General features: G+C 35.9%; 25 protein-coding genes and 1 riboswitch. Of the genes, 8 read left to right on the top strand and 17 right to left on the bottom strand.

The window, feature by feature from the left end; genetic code table 11:
* The 6 genes from phnW to ykzP all read right to left on the bottom strand — a co-directional run.
* The coding region (phnW, locus tag AB3X49_RS07030; protein ID WP_367961180.1) for a 2-aminoethylphosphonate--pyruvate transaminase at positions 1 to 821 on the bottom strand (821 nt) is incomplete at its 3' end.
* A 16-nt stretch (positions 822 to 837) separates the two neighbouring features.
* A complete protein-coding gene (gene phnX, locus AB3X49_RS07025) occupies positions 838 to 1,632 on the bottom strand; it encodes a phosphonoacetaldehyde hydrolase (RefSeq protein ID WP_367961178.1) in 795 nt (264 codons plus the stop codon).
* 21 nt (positions 1,633 to 1,653) lie between these two features.
* Positions 1,654 to 3,411 carry a putative 2-aminoethylphosphonate ABC transporter permease subunit gene (locus tag AB3X49_RS07020; RefSeq protein ID WP_367961176.1) on the bottom strand — a complete coding sequence of 586 codons (1,758 nt, stop codon included), beginning with the start codon at positions 3,409 to 3,411 and terminating at the stop codon, positions 1,654 to 1,656.
* On the bottom strand, positions 3,412 to 4,413 hold the full coding sequence (locus AB3X49_RS07015) for a putative 2-aminoethylphosphonate ABC transporter ATP-binding protein (protein WP_002086828.1): 1,002 nt from the start codon (positions 4,411 to 4,413) through the stop codon (positions 3,412 to 3,414).
* A gap of 19 nt (positions 4,414 to 4,432) precedes the next feature.
* The gene (locus tag AB3X49_RS07010; RefSeq protein ID WP_367961174.1) at positions 4,433 to 5,509 is read right to left on the bottom strand and encodes a putative 2-aminoethylphosphonate ABC transporter substrate-binding protein; all 1,077 of its coding nucleotides are present in this window, start codon (positions 5,507 to 5,509) and stop codon (positions 4,433 to 4,435) included.
* 228 nt (positions 5,510 to 5,737) lie between these two features.
* Entirely contained in the window at positions 5,738 to 5,890 is a 153-nt protein-coding gene (gene ykzP, locus AB3X49_RS07005; protein ID WP_000240799.1) for a protein YkzP, read from the bottom strand.
* Between the two features lie 100 nt (positions 5,891 to 5,990).
* Between ykzP and AB3X49_RS07000 the strand changes: the two genes are divergently transcribed.
* A complete protein-coding gene (locus tag AB3X49_RS07000) occupies positions 5,991 to 6,374 on the top strand; it encodes a DUF3905 domain-containing protein (protein ID WP_002011568.1) in 384 nt (127 codons plus the stop codon).
* Positions 6,375 to 6,413: 39 nt separating this feature from the next.
* Here the strand turns inward: AB3X49_RS07000 and AB3X49_RS06995 are convergent, their stop codons facing one another.
* The 5 genes from AB3X49_RS06995 to phaR form a co-directional block, all read right to left on the bottom strand.
* Positions 6,414 to 7,763: a TrkH family potassium uptake protein gene (locus tag AB3X49_RS06995; RefSeq protein WP_367961172.1), complete on the bottom strand. Its 1,350-nt coding sequence runs from the start codon at positions 7,761 to 7,763 to the stop codon at positions 6,414 to 6,416.
* 23 nt (positions 7,764 to 7,786) lie between these two features.
* Complete coding sequence (locus AB3X49_RS06990; protein WP_002064368.1) at positions 7,787 to 8,980, bottom strand: NAD(P)/FAD-dependent oxidoreductase; 1,194 nt, start codon at positions 8,978 to 8,980, stop codon at positions 7,787 to 7,789.
* 94 nt (positions 8,981 to 9,074) lie between these two features.
* On the bottom strand, positions 9,075 to 10,160 hold the full coding sequence (gene phaC, locus AB3X49_RS06985) for a class III poly(R)-hydroxyalkanoic acid synthase subunit PhaC (protein WP_002011573.1): 1,086 nt from the start codon (positions 10,158 to 10,160) through the stop codon (positions 9,075 to 9,077).
* 83 nt (positions 10,161 to 10,243) lie between these two features.
* Positions 10,244 to 10,987, bottom strand: coding sequence for an acetoacetyl-CoA reductase (locus AB3X49_RS06980; protein ID WP_000250406.1), 744 nt, complete (start codon positions 10,985 to 10,987; stop codon positions 10,244 to 10,246).
* A gap of 152 nt (positions 10,988 to 11,139) precedes the next feature.
* Positions 11,140 to 11,622 carry a polyhydroxyalkanoic acid synthase subunit PhaR gene (gene phaR / locus AB3X49_RS06975; RefSeq protein ID WP_000566956.1) on the bottom strand — a complete coding sequence of 161 codons (483 nt, stop codon included), beginning with the start codon at positions 11,620 to 11,622 and terminating at the stop codon, positions 11,140 to 11,142.
* A 198-nt stretch (positions 11,623 to 11,820) separates the two neighbouring features.
* Between phaR and phaQ the strand changes: the two genes are divergently transcribed.
* The 7 genes from phaQ to AB3X49_RS06940 all read left to right on the top strand — a co-directional run bounded on the left by phaQ (position 11,821) and on the right by AB3X49_RS06940 (position 17,292).
* Positions 11,821 to 12,273, top strand: a complete 453-nt coding sequence (gene phaQ, locus AB3X49_RS06970) for a poly-beta-hydroxybutyrate-responsive repressor (RefSeq protein ID WP_000903018.1) — start codon at positions 11,821 to 11,823, stop codon at positions 12,271 to 12,273.
* A gap of 42 nt (positions 12,274 to 12,315) precedes the next feature.
* A complete protein-coding gene (gene phaP, locus AB3X49_RS06965) occupies positions 12,316 to 12,840 on the top strand; it encodes a polyhydroxyalkanoic acid inclusion protein PhaP (protein ID WP_215574620.1) in 525 nt (174 codons plus the stop codon).
* Between the two features lie 101 nt (positions 12,841 to 12,941).
* The gene (locus AB3X49_RS06960) at positions 12,942 to 13,385 is read left to right on the top strand and encodes a MaoC family dehydratase (RefSeq protein WP_001067911.1); all 444 of its coding nucleotides are present in this window, start codon (positions 12,942 to 12,944) and stop codon (positions 13,383 to 13,385) included.
* 142 nt (positions 13,386 to 13,527) lie between these two features.
* Positions 13,528 to 13,713, top strand: a complete 186-nt coding sequence (locus AB3X49_RS06955; RefSeq protein ID WP_000241212.1) for an alpha/beta-type small acid-soluble spore protein — start codon at positions 13,528 to 13,530, stop codon at positions 13,711 to 13,713.
* Between the two features lie 113 nt (positions 13,714 to 13,826).
* Positions 13,827 to 15,146, top strand: a complete 1,320-nt coding sequence (locus AB3X49_RS06950; RefSeq protein WP_016094507.1) for a TrkH family potassium uptake protein — start codon at positions 13,827 to 13,829, stop codon at positions 15,144 to 15,146.
* Between the two features lie 38 nt (positions 15,147 to 15,184).
* Positions 15,185 to 15,359: riboswitch (yybP-ykoY riboswitch) on the top strand.
* Positions 15,360 to 15,436: 77 nt separating this feature from the next.
* Positions 15,437 to 16,231 carry a TerC family protein gene (locus tag AB3X49_RS06945; protein ID WP_002064365.1) on the top strand — a complete coding sequence of 265 codons (795 nt, stop codon included), beginning with the start codon at positions 15,437 to 15,439 and terminating at the stop codon, positions 16,229 to 16,231.
* Positions 16,232 to 16,440: 209 nt separating this feature from the next.
* Positions 16,441 to 17,292 (top strand): formate/nitrite transporter family protein, encoded by an 852-nt coding sequence (locus AB3X49_RS06940; protein ID WP_002011581.1) that lies wholly within the window; start codon positions 16,441 to 16,443, stop codon positions 17,290 to 17,292.
* Positions 17,293 to 17,319: 27 nt separating this feature from the next.
* Here AB3X49_RS06940 and AB3X49_RS06935 read toward each other — a convergent pair whose 3' ends face one another.
* The 6 genes from AB3X49_RS06935 to AB3X49_RS06910 all read right to left on the bottom strand — a co-directional run bounded on the left by AB3X49_RS06935 (position 17,320) and on the right by AB3X49_RS06910 (position 22,206).
* Positions 17,320 to 17,631 carry a cyclic-phosphate processing receiver domain-containing protein gene (locus AB3X49_RS06935; protein WP_002064363.1) on the bottom strand — a complete coding sequence of 104 codons (312 nt, stop codon included), beginning with the start codon at positions 17,629 to 17,631 and terminating at the stop codon, positions 17,320 to 17,322.
* Between the two features lie 14 nt (positions 17,632 to 17,645).
* Positions 17,646 to 18,368, bottom strand: coding sequence for a prepilin peptidase (locus tag AB3X49_RS06930; RefSeq protein WP_016094508.1), 723 nt, complete (start codon positions 18,366 to 18,368; stop codon positions 17,646 to 17,648).
* A gap of 112 nt (positions 18,369 to 18,480) precedes the next feature.
* A complete protein-coding gene (locus tag AB3X49_RS06925; protein ID WP_002064361.1) occupies positions 18,481 to 19,191 on the bottom strand; it encodes a LutC/YkgG family protein in 711 nt (236 codons plus the stop codon).
* Entirely contained in the window at positions 19,191 to 20,612 is a 1,422-nt protein-coding gene (locus AB3X49_RS06920; RefSeq protein WP_002011586.1) for a LutB/LldF family L-lactate oxidation iron-sulfur protein, read from the bottom strand. Before AB3X49_RS06920 ends, AB3X49_RS06925 begins: the two co-directional genes overlap by 1 nt.
* Positions 20,613 to 20,628: 16 nt before the next feature.
* Entirely contained in the window at positions 20,629 to 21,348 is a 720-nt protein-coding gene (gene lutA, locus AB3X49_RS06915) for a lactate utilization iron-sulfur protein LutA (RefSeq protein WP_367961168.1), read from the bottom strand.
* Positions 21,349 to 21,516: 168 nt separating this feature from the next.
* Positions 21,517 to 22,206 (bottom strand): FadR/GntR family transcriptional regulator, encoded by a 690-nt coding sequence (locus AB3X49_RS06910; RefSeq protein WP_367961182.1) that lies wholly within the window; start codon positions 22,204 to 22,206, stop codon positions 21,517 to 21,519.
* Between the last annotated feature and the right edge of the window lie 181 nt (positions 22,207 to 22,387).

Genomic DNA, 22,387 nt, shown 5'->3' with positions numbered 1-22,387 from the left:
TTATAATATCTATTATAACGGGCTCTTACCCCGCCTTCTTCTTCTAATTCAAGCAATGCTTGATAGAAGGCGCGTACAATATGGGTTGGTGAAGTAAAGCGCCATTTCCCATTTTGCTCTTCCATCGTTTCCCACTGATCATATAAATCTAATGATAAAGAACGAGCTTGCCCTTTACATTTCAATAGTTCATCACGATTTGCGATGACAAAACCGAATCCGGGAACACCTTGAATACATTTATTCGCACTACTAATTAGAAAGTCAATTTGCAACTCAGCGATATCTATTTCAATACCACCGAAACTACTCATTGCGTCAACCAGTGTAACTTTTCCATATTGTTTTCCCAATTTACATACGTCTACAATTGGATTAATAATACCTGTAGTTGTTTCACAATGAACAACTACAATATGCGTAATCTCTTTATCTTGTTGCAATAACTTTTCTACTTCTGCAATATTAGTAGGCTCCCACTCTTCTGTTTGACTGACCATCACATCTATATGTAACATCTCTGCCATTTGTACAATCCGCTTACCGTACGCACCATTTGTACAAACTAGCAGCTTTCCGTTTCTAGGAATAACAGAACCAATTACTGCTTCAACCGCAAACGTACCGCTTCCTTGCATTAAAACTGTTGTGTACTTTTCTTCTTCCTTTGTCGCTAACGATACAAGCCTATTTCTTACATCTTGCACCATCGTGTTATATTCAACATCCCACGTACACCAATCGTATAACATAACTTCTTTTACAGTTTTTGTTGTCGTTAATGGTCCTGGTGTTAATAATAAATAGTGATTTTCATTCATGATCGTGTGCCCCCCTTTATGAAATAATAAGTTCTTGTTTCTCGATATGTTCAATTACGTTTTCGAGCTCCTGCATCGTTTCAATTGTAAAATGAGCCCCATTTTCAATGAAACGATTACGAACTACTTCTATTTTTTCACGAAGCTCTAACGGATCCATATTCTTAACTTCCTCTTCCGTTAAACCGAGCTCACTACTACCGAGGATTACACCAACTGTCCACATTCCAGCATTTCTGCCCTCTTTCATATCTGACACGGTGTCTCCAACTTTTATCATATGATTCATTGGGTATACACGGAGTTCCATCGCATTTTTATAACACATCCACGGATATGGACGACCTGCTGGAACATCATTTGGCGTCACAAGAAAATCAGGTTTATACCCTTGTATTTCTGCTTCTTTTGCAACAATGTCCATCATTTCTCTCGTATAACCAGTTGTTGACCCAACTTTAATACCTCTTTCACGTAATGAAGCAACCACTTCTTTTACCCCATCAATTGGCGTGGCATAGCTTGGCAAAATAGCGAAGAGAATTTCTTCAAATTCTTCATACATCTCATGAATGTCTGCTTCTGTTGGTAATTGTCCGAAGACACGCTTCCACTCATTCGCAATACGAGGCATTTCTGTTAGTGCCCTTACATGATCTATTTTTAATAATCCCATTGGCTTACGTGCTTCTTCTACTGTAATTTCAACACCGCGTTTATGAAAAATCTTCATGAATACTTCTAATGGTGCAAAACATCCGTAATCAACTGTCGTACCTGCCCAATCAAAAATAACTGCTTCAATTTTCATTCTATCCATCACCCTTCTTACTTATCTTTTTTGCCATTGTGAAGTTCGGTTACGAAGTGCTTTCGTTCCCCATTCGTATAAAACTCTTACTACAATATTGGTAACAACAATAAGTACACTCATCGCAGCTGCTGGTGCTACATTTCCTGCATCATCCATATTTACAATTGATACAGCAGCTAGTTTAAAATCAGCCGCATATAAGAACACTACTGCCGATACAGTCACCATTGAATTTACGAAATAATACATAACCATTTCTAAAATAGCTGGTAAACACATCGGTACTGTTACTCGAAAGAAAGTTTTATAAAACGGTACGCTCATCGACTGTGAAACAAGTTCAAACTCTCGGTCCAGTTTCTTTAAAGCAGTCGTTGCGGTAACAAACGTTACAGAGTAAAAATGAATGATATTTACTAATACTAAAACAGCAATTGTGCCATATAAGGAATGAAACGGATTTGTTACTGAAAGTCCTAGAATTTGAATTGTTGGTTGACTGAAGAAAAAGACATATCCTAATCCAAGTACTAATCCAGGAATCGCTAACGGTACAATAGAGAAAAAGTAGCCTACTTTTCTAAAAAACTGTAGCTGTTCTATTTTTTCAATCGCATAAGCGAACACAAATGTTAAAATCGCTCCGATAACTGCCGTAATAGCTGAGACAATTACACTATTTTTAAATGCTTCAATTCCGTCTCCTGTCAAACTTGAAAAATTAAAATGCTCAAGTGTAAAACTCATATTATATGGCCATACTTTCACACTTGCAGCAATACCAACTGCCACAAATAAAAGAATGATCATAAACGTGACTACGCTACAATATACGAATGAAATAACATCTCTTTTCTTATTATTTATTATTCTGTAAGGTACTGCTTTTGAAGATAAGAGATTCGCCTGTTTTCTTTGCGTAATACGATCAACTGCAAATGCGAAAATAGCTGGGATCAATAAAATCATTCCGACAGTTGCGCCCATGGACATATTTTGCTGTCCAATTACTTGCTTATATACGTCAGTAGCAAGTACGTTATATTGTCCTCCAACAATTTTAGGTGCCCCAAAATCAGTGAAACTAAGTGTAAATACAACGAACATCGCACTAATTAATCCGTATTTCACACTAGGTAAAGTAATCGTAAGAAACTGTTTCACTTTACTTGCACCCAACATATTAGAAGCTTCATATAAACGATAATCAGAACCTTGGAGAGCAATTAATAAAATAAGGAATGCTTGCGGAAATGTATACATAACTTCAGCCATTACAATTCCTACTGGTCCGTATAACGGTATTTGTATTCCTTCAAATAAACCAAACATCCCTTTTGTTATTAACCCTTGATTACCAAATAAATATGTAAGCGCAATACCGTGCATCATCGTTGGTGCAAATAATGGTAATAATGCTATGTATTGAAATACGCGCTTTCCAAAAACATTTGTACGAGCGATCGCATATGCGTAAGCGAAAGCGAGTGTAACCGAAATAATTGTTGTAGCGCCCGAAATCCATATCGTATTTTGTAGTGATTGAACTAGCGTTGGTGTTGTGAAATATTTACTGAAATTCGCAACACCAACAAAAGCTCCATCTTTATCATAAAAGGCTTGTGTAAACAGTTGTAATAAAGGCAATACAAGCATGATAAAAAATGAAAGAAGCATACCAATAATTAATAGTCTTTGTATCCACTCTTCTTTACCGATACGTCTCTTAATCTTTTTTTTTGTACTTTCTGCCTTAAAGTTTTCTAACATCTCCATCTATACAATGACCTTCTTTCCATATGACAACATATGATTTTCTGAGAAAGAGATTTGAATTGGCTTTCCTTTTCTAATAGCAGTTTCCTCTACTTCTGATGCCAATATATCCACTACAATTTTCTCATTATAAAGGTGTGTTTTCTCTTCTATGACCCGCACTTCCGTCCGGTATACAGAACCGCGAAATTCCATGCTTTCTACAACTGTTTTAATACCATTATTTTGTACAACTGTTACATGTTCAGGACGAATCGCATGTTCTTCGTTATTTTTCGAAAAGAAATTAATAGAACCAATAAAATCTGCCACAAACGGATTGGCTGGTCTTTGATAAATCTCCTCTGGTGTTCCAATCTGCATAATTTCCGCATGATTCATTACAACAATTTTATCAGCCATCGTTAATGCCTCTTCTTGATCATGCGTTACCATAATAGTTGTTACTCCCACTTTTTCTTGCAAATCACGCATTTCTCTGCGCAACTTTTCACGCACTTTTGCATCTAAAGCAGATAACGGCTCATCAAGTAACAAAATATCGGGAGACAGAGCGAGCGCACGTGCAAGTGCTACTCGCTGCTGTTGTCCACCAGACATTTGAGCAGGATATTTATCTTTTACATTCAGCAAATCAACAAGTTCTAACGCCGATAGCGCTTTTTCTTTTACTTCTGCTTTTCCATATTTTTTTGTTTTTAAGCCGTATTCAATGTTTTCAAGTGCAGTTAAATTCGGAAATAATGCATACGATTGAAAAACCATTCCGAAGTTCCTCTTTCCAGGTGGTAATGCTGTAATATCTTTTCCATTCACAGCAATACTACCTGTTGTTGCCTCTTCTAGCCCCGCTAAAATTCGGAGCAATGTCGTTTTCCCACAACCACTTGGGCCTAATAAACAAACAAACTCATTTTTTTTCACAGTAAAAGAAATATCCTTTAACGCTGTAAATGCATCAAACTGTTTTTGGATGTGTTGAATTGATAAATATTCGCTCATTTTTCTCTCTCCCACTCACTTACTTTTTCGGTTCTGCTTTTTGGCCAAACTCTTTTTCCCATTTTTCTAAAATTTTGTCACGATTTTCTGCTGCCCATTTAAAGTCATTCTTTTTATATAACTTTTCTGTCACATCTTTAGGGAATTCATCTGGAAGTTTATAATCATTTTTAATTGTCGCAAATCCATTTTTCTCGAAGTATAACTTCATTACATCATCTGTAATTGCCCAATCTAAAAATGCTTGCGCTAATTTATCATTTTTAGCATTATCTTTCTTAATAAGTGCGTTCGCTTCTACTTCCCAGCCTAATCCTTCTTTCGGCAGTACAACTTCAACTGGTGCACCTTTTTGTTTCTCTTTCAAAGCACTATAAACCATTGATACACCAACTGGATATTCACCTGCGCCTGCTAATTTCGCTGGTTTTGAACCTGAATGAGTATAAGTTGCCATATTATCATGAAGTTTCTTCATGTAATCCCAGCCCTTATCTTCTCCCATAATTTGTAGCCATGCAGAAACTGTTAAAAATCCTGTTCCAGAAGAAGCCGGATGCGGCATAACTAGCGTTCCTTTATATTCTGGTTTCGTTAAATCTTCATATGATTCTGGCATCGGTAAATTTTTTTTCTTCAATTCTTCTTTATTTACAGCAATCCCCGTCATAAATGCAGTATTTCCTACCCATTTTTCTGGTTTCTTATCGTCTTTAAATTGCGGAAGGACACGATCTGCTCCTTTTGGAGAGTATCCTTTTAACATATCTTTTTTATCTAAAGCTAATAGACTAGACGCTGCAGTTCCCCATACAACATCTGCTTGTGTATTTTTTCCTTCAGCTAGTAATTTCGCTGTAATAACTCCTGTTGAATCACGAACAATGTTCAACTTCACGTCTGGGTACTTCTGTTTAAAAGAATCAAGATAAATCGGTACAAGCTCTTCTTCAATCGCTGTGTAAACAGTTAATGATCCAGATAATTTATCATCTTTTACTTTTGCTCCAGCACTTTCTTCTTTCTTTGCACCACACCCCATTAATAACGAAAATACCATTCCAGTTGCTACAGCTTTAAAGATTGTTTTTTTCACTGTCTCTCTCTCCTTTTACAAATCTTATGTACAACTCTAATATAAACAACTAGTGTAAAAGCAGTATTAAACCAACATTAATCTTTTGTTTGTTGTTTGTTTTTGTGTAATACGTTGCTACTTCTATGTTTTTTCGCATTTTTCTGCTAATATCAAACGTGAAATTTACAAATAATTTAAAAAACCTTTATAATCCCACAAAAAAATGAGGCGTTTGTAAAAAACGCCTCATTTTTGTTTACCTTTTTTTGAATTACGATTTGCATACTTCGCACTATTTTCTCCTTCATACTCTAATGCAAATTCTGCATCTGGTAAGCTTTCTTTCGGAGTTTTATTATTATTAATTGCTGCATTTTGTTTTACTTTTCTTTTTACCAACATATTCACCTGCTCTCACGAAATAACTTTCTATTCTAGTTTGAAACAACTTACAGTAATTATTACTGGGAAGTGTTAACAAGTACATAAGAGCTTATAGATGGAAATACTACATACGAACAAGCCATTACAAAAAGGAGCGATTACTTTGAAAGAAAAAGAAACGATACAATCGCCAATTTTAGACGAGACGCTCCCTCATCAAATGAACTTTCCTTCTTTTAAAGGCACAGGCAAAAAGATGCAACAACCTTTTATAAATCAATATGATGTTGTAATTGGAGACAGTAAATACGATTCCACTAACAGTCCTCTTAATAATTGGAGTGATGAGGTAGATCCTGCCATTATGGCTGGGGAAGAATGGATCCATCCTACAAATGATATCGGATGGATTGCAGAAGAGAATCAAGAATTACTTAAAAACGAAGTTGATAATAAAAATGATGCTTTTATGCATCCCCAATTCGGAATTAACGACTAAAAAAACCATTCTACCTAACTCAGGTAGAATGGTTTCATACTATCCAATAATAATTCGCTCTTTCGGGTACTTATAGCGAGCTGGTTGCTCTCTTCCACCACTAGCTAAAATAAATGTCAAAATACCGACACGTCCGATAAACATAAGTACAATAAGTACAAGTTTACCAACAGTTGTTAAATCAGGAGTAACACCTGTTGATAGTCCCGTCGTTCCGAAAGCAGAACAAACTTCAACGATTAAGCTCATAAGCGGTACATTTTCCGTAATAGATAAAATGAATAGCGCTGAGGCACATAATAAAATTCCCATCGTCATAACGACAGATGCTTTCAACACGTCCTCTTCATGTAGCTGACGTTTGAAAACTCGGACTGTTCTCCCGCCTCTTGCAAATGTATATAACGATAATATACTAACTGCAAATGTTGTTGTACGTATTCCGCCCCCAACTGAACTTGGAGATGCCCCAATGAACATTAATATACTCATAAATAAAAGCGTTGGTTGTGATAATTCACGTATGTCCATTGTAGCGAGTCCTCCACTTCGCGTCGTCACAGATTGGAATAATGTATAAAATACAGTTTCATGCCATGACTTTCCTACTAAAAAATGATTTCGTTCTAATAGAAAAATCATAATTGTTCCAACAATAACGAGTACAAAAAATGTTGTTGTCGTCAATTTTGTAAATAACGAAAAGCGAAATAGTTGTTGTCGCCTTTTACTAAGGAATTGTTTTACTTCCATTAACACTGGGAAACCGATAGCTCCTAAAATAATAAGCAACATATGAATCATTTGAACAATATAATCTTTTTTGTACGGAATAAGTGATTGTCCTGTTAAATCAAATCCTCCGTTCGTTGTTGCGCTCACAGCGGCAAAGAAACCGTGAAAATAAGCTTCTTGCCAAGTCGGGAAATATAGTAAGAACCTTGTACCTAACAGTATTGCTCCAATGAGTTCTATCGAAATAATTACAATTAAAATAGAACGCATCAATTCTACAAGGCCCGATAAATTCCCTTGGTTATGGTCTGCCATAATTAATCTTCTTCTTTGCAAACCAATCTTTTTCCCCGTTATAATCCAGACGAATGTACCAAGCGCCATAATTCCTAATCCGCCTAATTGTAAAATAAGGGCTAAAACAATAATTCCTGCCGTTGTAAACGTATCTGAAATCGTAACAACAGACAGTCCTGTAACACTTACCGCACTAACAGATGTAAATAGTGCATCGATAAATGTCCATTTCACTTCAGGCTTCGTAACAAATGGTAAACTAAGCAAAATTACCGATACGACTACTGCTAGTAAATAAAATACAACGATAAGTTGTACGGGACGTAACTTTTGTAAAAACTTTTTTACATCTCTCATTCCATCACTTCGCTACCTTTTTTCTATCGATTAAATAAAGAAAAATCATCACTTTCTTCATTTGTAAATAACTGCTGAAATAGTTTCGCAAATACCATTCCGTATACAGTTCCATTTCCCCCATACGGCAGTGCGTAATATAAATTAGGTATTTTTTTATCTTCTTTTAAAATAGGAAGACCGTCATGACTGCCACCAAATGCTGCTGCCCAATAGTACTCTGCCCGTATATTTTTATACTGCGGGAACATTTCTTTTACAATGTTAATAAGAAGATCACGCTTATGCAATAATTTCGTATCGCCGATTTTTTGAATTTTCAGCGCCTCATCTAATCCGCCTATAACAATGCGGTTTTGATACGTTCGACTATACAAATACGGACGTGCTGTTTCCCAAATTAACGATTGCTCATGCCAGCCTTCAAAATAATCTATCTTATTTGTCACAACGGCATAAGACGTTTCTACTGTTGTATTTTTTTCTTTCTTTCCAAAAATTGCTTCATAACCTGTCGCCATAATAATATTCTTTGCTACTATTTTATTTCCTGTATTCGTGTAACAAATTAAATCATTTTGGATTTGTTTAATATGTAATGCCTCTGTATGTTCGTATATAGTAGCGCCCATTTGTTTCGCTTTATGCAAAAGACTATGCGCTAATAAATACGGATTCACTTCTGCATCACCGCTTGTATATAACGCTGCTTGTTTTGCAAATGAATAACGTTTCTTAATATCAGACTCTGTAAAATATTCAACCGGAAATCCATAATGGCGTAACGTATTATATTCTTCTTGTAAAAATGAAACATCCTCATCTCTACTTGCATAATACAAACTATTTCGCGGAATAAAATGGGGATCAATATCGAGAGTTGGCACAACCTTCTCCATTGTTTGCAGCGCTTCATAACAAAGTCTATATGCTCGTACCCCTTTCTCTTCACCAAATGTATGAATAAGAGAGGTTAACGATTTATCATGAACAAATTGTAATAATCCTGTATTTGCAGCTGTGCTACCACATGCAATTGCTCTTTTTTCAATGAGCATAACACGCATTCCAATTTTAGCTAACGAATATGCTATATGAGCACCCGCTTCTCCACTTCCAATTACGAGCACATCACATATCATATCATTTTCTAACGTTGGATAACAAGGTACAGAAACTCCAGAATTCCAAAACAACTTACCAGTCATAAGCTTCATAATTATACTCCTACCATGTAATTTTCTCCTTTCTATGTTTCGTCATTTTCCATAAAAAAATCCAACTAACATACGCTAGTTGGATTTCTTCTCTTTAATTAGAACGCTCTTCAAGCCAATTTCCAACCGTCGGATATGTTTGCTTTACAGCCGTTCCACCATACACAATAGACATATGTCCTGTCGGTAAACATACATACTCTTTATCTGTGCTAGAAATATGATCAAGTAAAGCTTCTACTTGACATGGCAGAGCGATATGATCACGCTTCGCAGAAATATTTAAGACATTCGCCTTAATATTTGCAAGGTCTACCTTTTGTCCGCGAATCACGAGTTCACCCTTCACTAATTTATTATTTTGATAAAAATCACGAATCCATTGTCTATACGATTCACCTGGGAACGGAATACCATCGCCTACCCACTTTTGAACTAATTTCCAACTTTCGACGAAGCGCTCATTTTCTGAACGATCGACTAAAGCAACATATGGACCGACAAAGTTTGTAATTGGTTTTAACATCTTATTTCCGAAATCAATCATTTCTGGTGGGATATTTCCAAATGTATCAACCGCTTTATCTAAATTGAAATATTTCTCATCTAATAAAGGACCGTATAACCCTGTTTCAGAGAAATCAAAAGGACTTGTCATAAAAATCAAGTTTCGAATTGGCATGTCCGGATGAAGCGCTGCATAAATAGATGTTAACGTTCCACCCATGCAATAACCAAGTAAAGAAATCTCGTCCGATTTTGCAGTTCTCATTACTTTTTTCACTGCTTTTGCAATATAATCGAACACGAAATCATCAAATTTCAAATGACTATCTTCTAAACCAAATGTGCCCCAATCAAGCATATACACATCAAAACCACGATCTACTAAATATTCCACTAAACTATTACCTGGAGTTAAATCCATAATATACGGTTTATTAATAAGAGCGTATATTAATAAGATTGGAACTCTCTGTGTTTTTTCTTGTTTTGGAATGTAACGATAAAGCTTCGTTTTATTCTTCGTCCAAATAACCTCTTTCGGTGTTAAACCAACTTGTGGTTCTGGTTCGCGTAATAAAACTTCGCTCGCTCTTTTCACACGGCGATATGCTTTACGATATTCTTCTGGGTACAACTCCAATTGCTTTTCCCATTCCGTTACGAATGTAGTCATTTTTTCTATCTCCTTTTTGGTCAATTTCTTTCTAAAAAAAGAAGTGCATTCCTGCTATGGATATGCACTTTTTTCTTACTTCATTACATGTATAATCCGCCGTTAATGTTTAATTGCTGACCTGTGATATACGCACCGTCACGGCATAGATATACTACACCTTTTGCAATTTCATCAGCTTGACCAAAACGTTTTTTCGGGATTTTCGCAACGATTTTTTGACGCACTTCTTCTGGTACTTCTGCTACCATTTCAGTATCAATAAATCCTGGGCAAATTGCGTTTACAGTTACATTTGTTCTTGCAAGTTCTAACGCTAATGATTTTGTAAATCCTAACATACCTGCTTTTGCTGCTGAGTAGTTTGTTTGTCCAAATCCACCAGCTTGGCCAATAATAGAAGAAATACTAATGATTCTTCCTTCTTCTGCTTCCGATATGTATGGAAGTACCGCACTTGTCGTATTAAATACACTGCTTAAGTTCACGTCAATTACGCGCTCCCAATCTTCACGATTTAATTTTTTGAATGTACGATCTCTTGTAATACCAGCATTATTAACAAGAATATCAACTTTACCAAAATGATTCACAGCTTCTTCTACAAGTCTGTTTGCATCTTCTACTTTAGAAACATCCGCTTGAACTGCATAAACGTCATGTCCTTCTTTTCCTAATTCATTTACTAAGTTTTCAGCTGCTTCTTTACTGCTGTTATAGTTAATAACTACTTTTGCTCCCTCTTCTGCTAATGCTACTGTAATTGCTTTTCCAATTCCTTTTGCCCCACCTGTTACGATTGCTACTTTGCCATTTAATTGAACCATTTCTTTTCCCCCTTAAATGAATTTGTGAACGATTGTTATGAATCATTTTGGTACTCATACTAATTGAGTCCATATATTAATTATGTTTCGTTGTTTATACATGAAAAGAGATTCTCCCTCTCTCTTTTACACGTTATAAACAAACGCTATTATCATTTTTTATTTTCTGGCTTATTTACAGGCTTTACTTCTTCTTTTACAGGTACTTGTAGTTTAGCTAGTACTGCATTTTGCTTTTCTAGCAATTCTAAAATTTGATCAACTTTCGTTTCTAACGTGCGCATATCTTGTTTTACTTTCGTAACATCACGCTTTAATGTAGGAGCTTGTCCTAATGAATCCACTTTCTCTTCTAGAATTTCCTCGATGTTATCAACTTTATTTTCTAAGTTAATAACAAGCGTAGCTACTCTAGCGATATCCTCTCTCGTCGGCACATTCACCTGTTCTAAATAATTTTTTGTCGTATCATTTAATGCTTTTTGATAAAACAAATTCAAATCTAGAACGCTGCCCATCCAAGCAGAATATTCTTCTGTTTTAATTGTTTCATTGAGCGCTTTTCCCCAAAATGTTTCGGTTTGTTCATAAGCATTTTTCCATGCTTGCAATGGATCGAATTTTTGATCAATCACTTCGACTACACTCCCTTTTTCGTTTTTGAAACAATTCAACCTATTCACTATTTTCTAATATTCCGAATAAAACTTCAAGTATATATTTTATTTTTCTTTATTTTCTAACAAATGTATTGACATTAAAAACAGATAGGTGTAAATTGCACTTATAAGCAAAAAATTCCATCTAACTGATTCATGAGGTGATGCACAATCATGCTACATAATGAACCAGAACACCCAGAAAGTTTGGAAAAAAACCAAGCGAAACAACCAAACTCCATGCCAAAAAACTTCTTAGTTCCTTTCTTACTTCTCTGTCTAAAAGACTGGAGTCTTCATGGTTACAAACTTATTCAAATGCTAATGGACATCGGCTTTTCTTCTGTTGACCAAGGTAATGTGTATAGGACACTACGCAAATTAGAAAAAGAAAATCTTATTTCTTCTACTTGGGATACAAGCGAAGGCGGGCCAGCGAAACGAATTTATTCTTTAACAGAATATGGAGAGCAATATTTAACAACATGTGCGACTTCTTTTGAACATTATCAAAATATGTTGCGGACGTTTTTCACGTTATACACCAATGCATTCTTTCCATTTTCTACTTCTCCAGAAAAGGATGAAAAGGATTCTTCATCTTCACCTGGTGGTACAGCAGAGTAATCTGCGTTCACAATATGCAAAAAAACATTTGGAGGTCAAACAATGGAAACTAAGCCATACGAATTAGTCGATGCATTTTGGAAAAACTGGTCTCAATCTCTTTCCCTCTTCTCTTCAGCTGGGAAACAATTAGAGCACCTTACTTTAGAAACGTTAAAACAACAACAAGACGCTTTGCATAAATTAACATCAGGAGTAGATGAACTAGAAAAAGAACTACACCAATTCACTGCTCAGTTCAATAACCAATATACAGACTATGTGAAGCAATTAACTGGAAACTCCTTAAATGATCAAATTAACGAGTGGCAAGAAAAGTGGAATGAGCTTTCTAATCAAATGCACCAACTTACTGTTTCGCCTACGAAAACATCTTTGTCTATTCTTACTCAAACTAGCGGCCAATTTGAAGAAACAACAAAACACTTTATCGAACAACAACAGTCGCAACGTGAAGAGGTTCAAAAACAGTTAGAAGTTTTTTTGGGAGAGTTCAAGTCCAAACAACTAGAACTCGCAAAGCAGTTCGAGGAAAACTCAAAAAATCTATTTACTTCCATCAAGTAAGAAAAATGTGGCAACTAACTGCAGCACAAACAAAACTCTTTCTTCCTCCTACTACATCAAGATGGCTTACATTTTTCGATATGGAAAAGAAGGAGGACAAAATGAATCCATTTCAAGAAGCACAAACTGTTCCGGAGCTTCGTTACGATGAGATTCAAGTCGGTGATCAAGCATCACTTACAAAAAAAATTACGGATGAGGACGTTATCAATTTTGCAAAATTGACTGGAGATGTAAATCCTATTCACATTCTAGACTCTTTTGCAAAAACGACAATGTTCAAAGAACGTATTGCCCATGGCATGCTCGTTTCAAGTTTTATTTCTACCATTCTTGGAACGAAACTTCCTGGCAAAAATACGATTTATTTATCACAAAACGTTTCATTCCGTGCTCCTGTCAAAATCGGTGATACACTTCGCGTTGTGGCAGAAGTTATTAAAAAACGGGACGATAAAAAAATTATCACATTGCAAACAAACATATATAATCAATCTGATGATATTGTCGTAGAAGGTACAGCGACAATACTGAAAAAAGAGTAGCAAATTTGCTACTCTTTTTTCTATCCAAGAACTTCTAATCACACCGTTTACTTCCGTGTATGAGTACGTCGTTTACACATAAAATAACATTACCAGATAGCACTTAGCTAAACTGGATTACTCTTTAAGGATGTGTATCAACATGGTGAAAACAAACAAATTACTAGTTCCGGGTGCAGAGCAAGCACTTGAACAATTCAAATATGAAATCGCACAAGAATTCGGTGTAAGCTTAGGATCTAATACAGCATCTCGTTCTAACGGATCAGTTGGCGGTGAAGTAACGAAACGTCTTGTTGCTTTAGCTCAACAACAATTACGCGGATAACTATATAACCTATGGCTTAGAGGCAGATATTCTCTGCCTCTTTCTTTTTTAACATACATAATAGTGCTTCTTCACATACTAGTAAGAGCAAATCGAAAGGAACGATATGTGAAATGAAACGGATTAACATTAGCATGAGTCCTCCCCGTGTTCTTACTGTATCTTTTATTATGCTATCAATTATCGGTACATGCCTATTGAAATTGCCAATTGCTACAACAACGTCCATTTCATGGCTCGATGCCTTATTTACAACGGTTTCTGCTTGTACGGTTACAGGGCTTGGTGTTGTGGACACTGGTAAAGTATTTACCTTATTTGGCCAATGTGTCATTTTAACACTTATACAAGTTGGTGGGCTTGGCATTATGAGCTTTGCTGTTTTAATCGCAATTATGCTCGGCAGAAAAATCGGCCTTCAAAACCGGATTTTATTACAACAAGCATTAAACCAAACAAATGTCGGCGGAATCATTCGTCTTGCAAAAGCATTATTTTTATTCTCTTTTACTGTAGAATGTATCGCTACTTTACTTCTCTCTTTTGAATGGGTACCAAAATATGGGGTTGCCAAAGGTATATATTATAGCTTTTTTCATTCTATCTCAGCCTTTAATAATGCTGGGTTTTCTGTGTGGAGCGATAATTTAATGCCGCACTCCCATAGCATTCTCGTCAATCTCGTTATTTCTTCCCTCATTATTTTAGGTGGGATTGGTTTTACGGTTATCGTAGATATAAAAAGAAAGAAAAACTTTAGAAACCTTACTTTACACTCAAAGCTTATGCTCTCTTCTACTCTAATCATCAATATTATTGCTACAGCTTTTATTTTTATATTCGAGTTCCATAATTCTCTTTCTATGAGAGGATTTACACCATTTGAAGAAGGCATGGCTGCTTATTTTCAAGCAATCTCGACTCGTACAGCTGGGTTTAATACAGTGGATATTGCCGCTCTATCTAAACCATCACTTTTATTAATGATGCTTCTTATGTTTATTGGTGCTGGCAGTGCTTCTACTGGTGGTGGGATTAAATTAACAACTTTTTTAATTATGTTTTTCGGCGTATTTAAATTTTTGCAAGAACAAGATGATATTGTCGTGTTTAAAAAATCCATTAAAGATACGCTCATTGTCAAATCATTAACGATTACTATTATTTCAATTTCGTTTATTTTTCTTTCCATTTTAATTTTAAGCATCACTGAGAAGGTTCCTTTATTAATGAGTGCTTTTGAAGTATTTTCAGCATTTGGAACTGTCGGCCTTAGCATGAATTTGACGCCACACTTAACAATCATCGGCAAAATAATTATTATCTTTATGATGTTTTTTGGAAAGATGGGGCCTTTAACATTAGCCTTTTCATTTGCACGTAAAAAACAAAGAAAAATAAAATATCCAAACGAAGATATTTTAACAGGTTGACAACCGTATAAATTATCCATATAATGAGAGTACAATAGCATATCTCCAAAGGGGAGTAGCGTCCAAGAACTATTTCTTGGAAACAAAGTCGTCATTACGTAGAACTTAGTTCTTCCGGCTTTGTTGGCATTTTCATTACATATGTCTAGCAAGACCTTTGCCTATCAACGGCAGAGGTCTTTTTTGTTTTCAAATTTCCTCCACCGTTGATGCGCAGGAGTATGGGGAAACTAAACAGTGGGGAACTTCTTCACTTGTTTAGACTTTATAGAAATGAGAGGAGAATGTACATGGATGTATCATTATTATTGGAGTATGGTTGGGTATTACTCATCCTAATTGCACTAGAGGGGATTTTAGCGGCTGATAACGCTCTCGTTCTCGCAATCATGGTAAAACATTTACCAGAAGAAAAACGAAAGAAAGCACTATTTTATGGATTAGCAGGAGCGTTCGTTTTCCGATTCGGATCACTATTTATGATTTCGTTCCTAGTAGATGTATGGCAAGTGCAAGCAATTGGTGCGATTTATCTTATGTTTATCGCGGGGAATCACTTATTTAAAACGTATGTTAAAAAGAATACACATGAAGAAACAGAAGAAAAAGAAGCAAAGAAAAAACAAGAGAACTTTTGGTGGACTGTATTTAAAGTCGAAGTTGCTGATATCGCCTTCGCAGTTGATTCAATTTTAGCTGCTGTTGCATTAGCGGTGACTTTACCGAAAACAGGATTAGGTACGGTTGGTAGTCTTGATACAGGTCAATTTATCGTTATCTTTACAGGTGGACTTATCGGATTAGTTATAATGCGATTTGCAGCAACTGCTTTCGTACAAATATTAAAACGTAAACCAGGACTTGAAACTGCAGCATTTTTAATTGTAGGTTGGGTTGGTGTGAAATTAACAGTTTATACGCTAGCACACCCTGCTTTAAATGTCCTTCCGCATTCATTCCCAGAATCCACTCCGTGGAAGCTTACATTCTGGATTGTATTAATTGGAATCGCAGTTTGCGGTTGGTTCTTCTCGAAAGAAGTAGAAGTAAAAGTAGAAAAGAATTTAGACGAAAAAGCGCTGTAATTACAGCGCTTTTTCTTTTTTCTCGTTTCAATTCCCCTCTCTATTTTCAGAAAAAATTCCATTATACTACCTTTTGTAAACGCTTCCTTTCTAGATGTATGTCCTTTTTGTGAAATATTGCACAAACTTATTGAAACTATGAACAAATCCATGTACCTTATTCATATAAGGAGTATTTATAGACGATGTATTAAAGGAGCGTATTACTCATGCTAGAACAAGGATTAGATTACGTTGTAAAACTGGCTAAGAGCAAAAAACAAATGCTAGATATAAATCCAATGCAATATTTCATTCGTGCTGCACTTGCGGGCATTTATATCGGTTTTATTATTGTACTATGTTTTAAATTAGGTAACTTTTTTCATATTGCAGATTCACCAGCAACATATTTAGCTTCCTCCATGTTTTTCGGAATTGCTCTCGTACTTATTATATATGGCGGCGCTGAATTATTTACTGGCAATACGATGTACTTCACAGTGGCAACTTTAAGAAAAGAAACAACGATTTCTGATACACTTCGCAACTGGGTTGCTTGTTATGCAGGTAACTTAGCTGGCGCTTTATTCTTTGCCTTACTATTTTACGCAACTGGAATTTTCGAAGCAATTGATCACAGTCATTTAATGAATAAAGTTGTTGAAGGAAAGATGAATACACCTACAATGCAATTATTCTTTAAAGCCATTTTATGTAACTGGCTCGTATGTCTTGCCTGCTTCTTACCTTCTCAAGTGAAAGGTGACACAGCAAAAATATTAATGATGATGATGCTCGTTTTCACTTTCTTTTTATCTGGTTATGAGCATAGCATTGCAAACTTATCACTGTTTGCTCTATCTTTAGTATCACCACATCCTGAGACAATTTCTTTTGCGGGCGCTATTCATAACTTAATTCCAGTTACAATCGGTAACATTATTGGCGGATCCGTATTTGTCGGTATGGTATATCATTACTTAACAAAGAAAGCACCTGTTGTTGAACAAGAGAAAACTCAATTAGTTGGAGCTCAAACGGAGGAAATTATTCCTTTACAAGCACATATGAAACATTAAAAACTCCAAAGTTTTACTTTGGAGTTTTTAGCTCCCTACATATTTCAAGGCAATATAAGGATTAATTTCCCCGTTTTCCTTCCCTCTCTCTATGCTCTTTTTCATCTGATGCATACCGATGACATCATTTGTATGAAGGTGAATTTCATTAACATATAAACCTTCGTTGCAGAAAGCTTCTACGAAATCTAACCCACTTTTTTGTCGCCATCCCATATTATAATCGAGGGAAATAATATTCACCTCATTATCCCTAACAATTTGCAAGGCAGATTCTACTGTAGTTGCCAAAACATATCCGTATGGGCAACTTCTTTGATCATCCATATATACATTCATTTTCTATCTCCTCTCTATTTTGCATATGTGACCAACACATAACATATTGCTCCAAGGCTAATAAAAGGTCCGAACGGAATTGGAGTTCTTATGTTTATACGTTTTAGCGCTATACCTATCCCGAAAAAACAAAGACTAAAGCAAGATGCTAAAAATAAAGTTATAAAACCCCCTTTCACTCCGACTATACATCCGAGTAACGAAAGTAATTTTACATCACCTCCGCCAAGACCATCTGGATAAATCTTTTGCATGCAATATAACAAAATGAATATAGTTCCACTACCAGCTAAACTATCTATCCAAGTAACTAACGGTACAAAAATACATTCTAAAATAAGCAAAAGCGCAAACCAAATTAAAATACGATTAGGTATTAGCATATATACTAAATCTGTAACTGAAATAATTAGAAGTAACGAAAAAAGCGATAAAATGATGATGAGCTCTCTTTCCATTCCAATTACATATACAGTAAGAAAAAATAAACTGCCTGTAACAAATTCAAATACTATGTACAAACTTGAGATTTTCCTTTTACAATTCGTACAACGCCCTTTTTGTATACAAAATGAAATGATTGGAATAAGTTCTTTCGGCTGTAACGTATACTTGCAGTAATGACAGTACGAACGTGGTGTAATAATAGATTCCCCTACTGGAACTCTCATCGCAATCACCATAAAAAAAGAACCAAACACCATACCTATTAACAATGCATATAAATAAGTGAACATCCCTTCCTCTCCTTTCCAAAAGAACATAACAAAAAAAGGAGAGAACTTCTACTTCATATTATCTTTATTCTATTAAAAAAGCAGGCCGTTTCCCGGCCTGCTTTCCCCTATTTTATACGATGAAATATACTGCTTTTAATGGTCCGTGAACTCCGACAACAAGGTTCATTTCAATATCTGCAGAGTTACTTGGTCCTGTTATAAAGTTAATACAAGATGCAACTGCTTCGCCATTTTCTACACGTGAGTTCATATCCTGAACTGCTTGCGTAATACGAGGTACAAGTGTTTCACGTGGAATAATAGCAAAGTATACAGTCGGTAAAAAGTGTAAAGAACGCCCTTGTCCTTTATGACTTTGTACAACAATCGTACCAGATTCAGCTAAAGTATAATCACTAAATGCAATACCGATATTCGCTTTTTCCGCTATACGCATATTCTCTTCTTTTTTCTCAGGATCCCATACATTTACCTCAACATTTTGCTTTGGAAGCTCTTCTTTAAATAAAGAAGTCAATCCATAGGAATCAAAACGTTCATCTGCTGATAATATAATAGGTCCCCCGCCGTTTTCCATGATTACTTTTTGAATATCTTCACGTAAACGGTCGTTTGTCGTTTCCACAACAGTTGTATGAATGTTTGTACATTGCTTTTTAAATACTTCTAACAATTCTTCTTGTGAATAATCTTTTAACGTTTCTACATTCACATTACTTTTCCATGCTGGACGTTCTACGCCTTCTGTTTTACGCGCGCGCCCAAGTTCTTTTGCGATATTATCTAGAAAGGACTCACGGTTTTGAATTAATCCTGTCATTATTTGTCCCCGCCTTTCTTATGATCTTTATACCAATCACGGAATCGTTCTTTACTTGGAGCCGGGAATTCACGAATATCCGTCCAGTTTTTAAGTGGTCCAACACCTTTTGATACACGGTTACCAGATGTAAATGGACTCATTGCTGCCGGTGCCATTTTCGATCCCATTTTATATAAAGCTGCTGAAGAAGCACCCATACTAAACATTTTCATTGCTAATTTTTCTGCAAGTGGGGCACGACCTTCTTGCTCAACGATGACTTGACGATGTTTTAATAATAAATCATGTAATGGAATTTTCACTGGACAAGCTTCTGTACATGCTCCGCATAAACTAGATGCATAAGGAAGCTCTTTGTAATCGTCATACCCACCTAAAAGTGGTGTTAATACCGCACCGATTGGTCCTGAATAAATAGATCCATACGAATGTCCACCAACGTGACGATATACGGGACATACGTTAACACAAGCGGCACAACGAATACATTGCAATATTGAACGGAATTCCGATCCAAGAATTTGAGAGCGGCCATTATCAACAACGACTAAATGAAACTCTTCTGGTCCATCTACCTCTTCCTCTTGAATTGGTCCTGCTACTGTTACATAACTTGTTAATTTTTGACCTACCGCACTACGACATAGTAAACCAACTAAAACATCTAATTCTTCCATTGTCGGAACCATACGTTCCATACCCATTACTGCAATTTGTGTTTTCGGAATCGACATGACAAGATCGGCATTACCTTCGTTCGTCACTAAACAAAGAGAGCCAGTATTTGCAACAGCGAAGTTACAACCTGTCACACCAATTTCTGCATCCATAAATTTCTCACGAAGTTGTTTACGAACAAACTTTGTCATTTCGTATGGATCATCAGAATTTTCATATCCAAGTTTTTCTTTAAATACATCACGAATTTGCGTTCTGTTTTTGTGAAGTGCAGGCGCAATAATATGTGATGGTGGATCGTTATCTACTTGCAAGATATACTCTCCTAAGTCACTCTCTAACACTTCACAACCAATCTCTTCAAGGGCATGATTCATACTAATTTCTTCAGTTACCATTGATTTTGATTTTACAACTTTCTTCGCTTGTTTCTTTTTTGCAACGTCTTGAATATACTTTGCTGCATCCTCTTTCGTTTTCGCAAAGTAAACGTGACCGCCTCTTTTTGATACATTTTCACTTAACTGCATTAAATAATAATCAAGATTTTCTAACGTATGTTGACGAATTTGTTCACCTAGTTCACGCCATTCTTCCCAGTTTCCCAACTCGTCAGCTGCTTTTAATCGATTTGTATATAAACGCGTTTGTGCAGAAGATACTGCTCCGCGCATAAACGAATCTTGAATTCCATCGCCAACACGATCATTAAATTTTTTCTCACTGATTTTCATAGACATAGCTTATGTTCCCCCTTCATGAGCGACTATTCAAGACCTCAGCAATATGCATTACTTTTACTTCTTTTCCTAAACGCTCAATACGTCCGCCAATGTTTAACAAACACCCACAATCTGCACCGATTAAATAATCAGCACCTGTTTCCATTACACTATCTACTTTTTCATCTACCATTTGCTCAGAAATTGGAGTCATCTTAACTGAAAACGTTCCCCCAAACCCACAACAATTTTGCACGTTCGGCAGTTCTCTCACAATTAATCCTTTTACGCTTGATAATAAAATTCCTGGTGCCTCTTTTACTCCAAGCAGGCGTGTCATATGACAAGATCTATGAATAGTAGCTATCCCTGGTAAACTTGCACCAACATCTGTAACTTTTAAAACATCTACAATAAATTGTGTAAATTCATATGTTTTATCAGCAACCTTTTGTGCACGTTTAGCCCACTTCGGATCATCTTTAAAAACATGCGGATACTCATGAAACATTGTCGCACAAGATCCAGATGGCGTAACGATATATTCTGCATCTTCAAAAGTTTCAATCATATGTTTCATCGCTTCTTTTGCTGCTTCTACATGGCCGCTATTATAAGCAGGCTGACCACAACAAACTTGTGCTTCTGGAAATTCAATTTCACAACCTAAACGCTCCAATACTTCAACTGTTGCTTTACCGACGTTTGTTTCAAACATATCGACTAAACAAGTAACAAATAAAGTAACTTTCATAACTATAATTCCCCCTCATTACAACTCCGCCAAAAATCATATGGTCATCAGATGACTAAGATTAGAAGAAGTAGGCTCAACCATGGCCTATCCTCTCCCTCTTCTAAAGAAAACGCTTACTTAATCTCTCTCTATTTTATCAGAAAATTAGATTTTTAAAAGATTAAATTACGACTTTATATCGCTTTTACCTGTGACAATATGTTCTACATTTGTTAAATGATTTAGCATCGCTTGCTGCGCTAATTCCACATCTTGCTTTAACACCGCATCATATATAGATTGATGCTCTTCTAAAAGTCGTTCTGATGTTGTTTGTTCACCATATAAAATAATGCGTCTTGATTCACCAATCGTTTCAGCAATCATCTCTGAAACATGATTCATGAGCTCAAGCAAGATGTTATTATGCGAAGATTCTGCAATTCCCATATGAAAATGAAAGTCTGCTTTTTCGCCAGCCTTCTCATCTCCAATGCTCTTTGCCATTTCATCTAACCACTGCTTCATATTTTGCAAATTAGCCTCCGTACGTTTTGCCGCTGCCGCTCGAACTGCCCCCACTTCGAGCACCTTCCGTACTTCTAATAAATTCAAAATATCCTCTTTCTTCATTAATAACTTGTTATTTAGTGATTTTGTTAATGAAGAAGGATCGAAATTTCTTACATATGTACCTTCTCCTTGTTTCATTTCAATTAAGCCCATTGCTCTTAGCGCACTTAGCGCTTCACGAACAGCAGATCTGCCAACTTGAAACTGCTCAGCTAATTGATGAACAGGAAGTAGTTTGTCACCAGGTTTTAACGTACCATTTTTAATCATTGTTAAAATAGCTTCAGATACTTCTTCGTAAATTTTTTTCGGTTTAATAGATTTGTACTCCAGTTAAATCACCTCAGTATCTTCCAAACAACAATTGTAACGTTTTATAAGAACTTAGCATCCATAACTATTTTAGAACGAATTAGTAAGAAGTACAAATGTTTTGTTCATAAAATAGTCAAATTTTTGATATTTGTTTGATATTAATTAATAC

This window comes from Bacillus sp. C30 (genome assembly GCF_040838255.1).
In the GTDB taxonomy this organism is placed as follows: Bacteria; Bacillota; Bacilli; order Bacillales; family Bacillaceae_G; genus Bacillus_A; species Bacillus_A mycoides.
The sequence above is the reverse complement of the archived record's forward strand: the minus strand, read 5'-3'. Positions and strand labels throughout refer to the sequence as shown.

Bases quoted from the DNA above. Each gene is read 5' to 3' on its own strand.
- AB3X49_RS07015 (WP_002086828.1), bottom strand. From the start codon at position 4,413: ATGAGCGAATATTTATCAATTCAACACATCCAAAAACAGTTTGATGCA.
- AB3X49_RS06930 (WP_016094508.1), bottom strand. From the start codon at position 18,368: ATGTTCACTTATTTATATGCATTGTTAATAGGTATGGTGTTTGGTTCT.
- AB3X49_RS06935 (WP_002064363.1), bottom strand. From the start codon at position 17,631: ATGAATGTATATATGGATGATCAAAGAAGTTGCCCATACGGATATGTT.
- AB3X49_RS06980 (WP_000250406.1), bottom strand. From the start codon at position 10,987: ATGGTTCAATTAAATGGCAAAGTAGCAATCGTAACAGGTGGGGCAAAA.
- phnX (WP_367961178.1), bottom strand. From the start codon at position 1,632: ATGAAAATTGAAGCAGTTATTTTTGATTGGGCAGGTACGACAGTTGAT.
- phaQ (WP_000903018.1), top strand. From the start codon at position 11,821: ATGCTACATAATGAACCAGAACACCCAGAAAGTTTGGAAAAAAACCAA.
- phaC (WP_002011573.1), bottom strand. From the start codon at position 10,160: ATGACTACATTCGTAACGGAATGGGAAAAGCAATTGGAGTTGTACCCA.
- phaP (WP_215574620.1), top strand. From the start codon at position 12,316: ATGGAAACTAAGCCATACGAATTAGTCGATGCATTTTGGAAAAACTGG.
- AB3X49_RS06945 (WP_002064365.1), top strand. From the start codon at position 15,437: ATGGATGTATCATTATTATTGGAGTATGGTTGGGTATTACTCATCCTA.
- AB3X49_RS06920 (WP_002011586.1), bottom strand. From the start codon at position 20,612: ATGTCTATGAAAATCAGTGAGAAAAAATTTAATGATCGTGTTGGCGAT.
- AB3X49_RS06960 (WP_001067911.1), top strand. From the start codon at position 12,942: ATGAATCCATTTCAAGAAGCACAAACTGTTCCGGAGCTTCGTTACGAT.
- AB3X49_RS06995 (WP_367961172.1), bottom strand. From the start codon at position 7,763: ATGAGAGATGTAAAAAAGTTTTTACAAAAGTTACGTCCCGTACAACTT.
- AB3X49_RS06940 (WP_002011581.1), top strand. From the start codon at position 16,441: ATGCTAGAACAAGGATTAGATTACGTTGTAAAACTGGCTAAGAGCAAA.
- AB3X49_RS07000 (WP_002011568.1), top strand. From the start codon at position 5,991: ATGGAAATACTACATACGAACAAGCCATTACAAAAAGGAGCGATTACT.
- AB3X49_RS06950 (WP_016094507.1), top strand. From the start codon at position 13,827: ATGAAACGGATTAACATTAGCATGAGTCCTCCCCGTGTTCTTACTGTA.
- lutA (WP_367961168.1), bottom strand. From the start codon at position 21,348: ATGAAAGTTACTTTATTTGTTACTTGTTTAGTCGATATGTTTGAAACA.
- AB3X49_RS07020 (WP_367961176.1), bottom strand. From the start codon at position 3,411: ATGGAGATGTTAGAAAACTTTAAGGCAGAAAGTACAAAAAAAAAGATT.
- AB3X49_RS06990 (WP_002064368.1), bottom strand. From the start codon at position 8,980: ATGAAGCTTATGACTGGTAAGTTGTTTTGGAATTCTGGAGTTTCTGTA.
- AB3X49_RS06925 (WP_002064361.1), bottom strand. From the start codon at position 19,191: ATGACAGGATTAATTCAAAACCGTGAGTCCTTTCTAGATAATATCGCA.
- AB3X49_RS06955 (WP_000241212.1), top strand. From the start codon at position 13,528: ATGGTGAAAACAAACAAATTACTAGTTCCGGGTGCAGAGCAAGCACTT.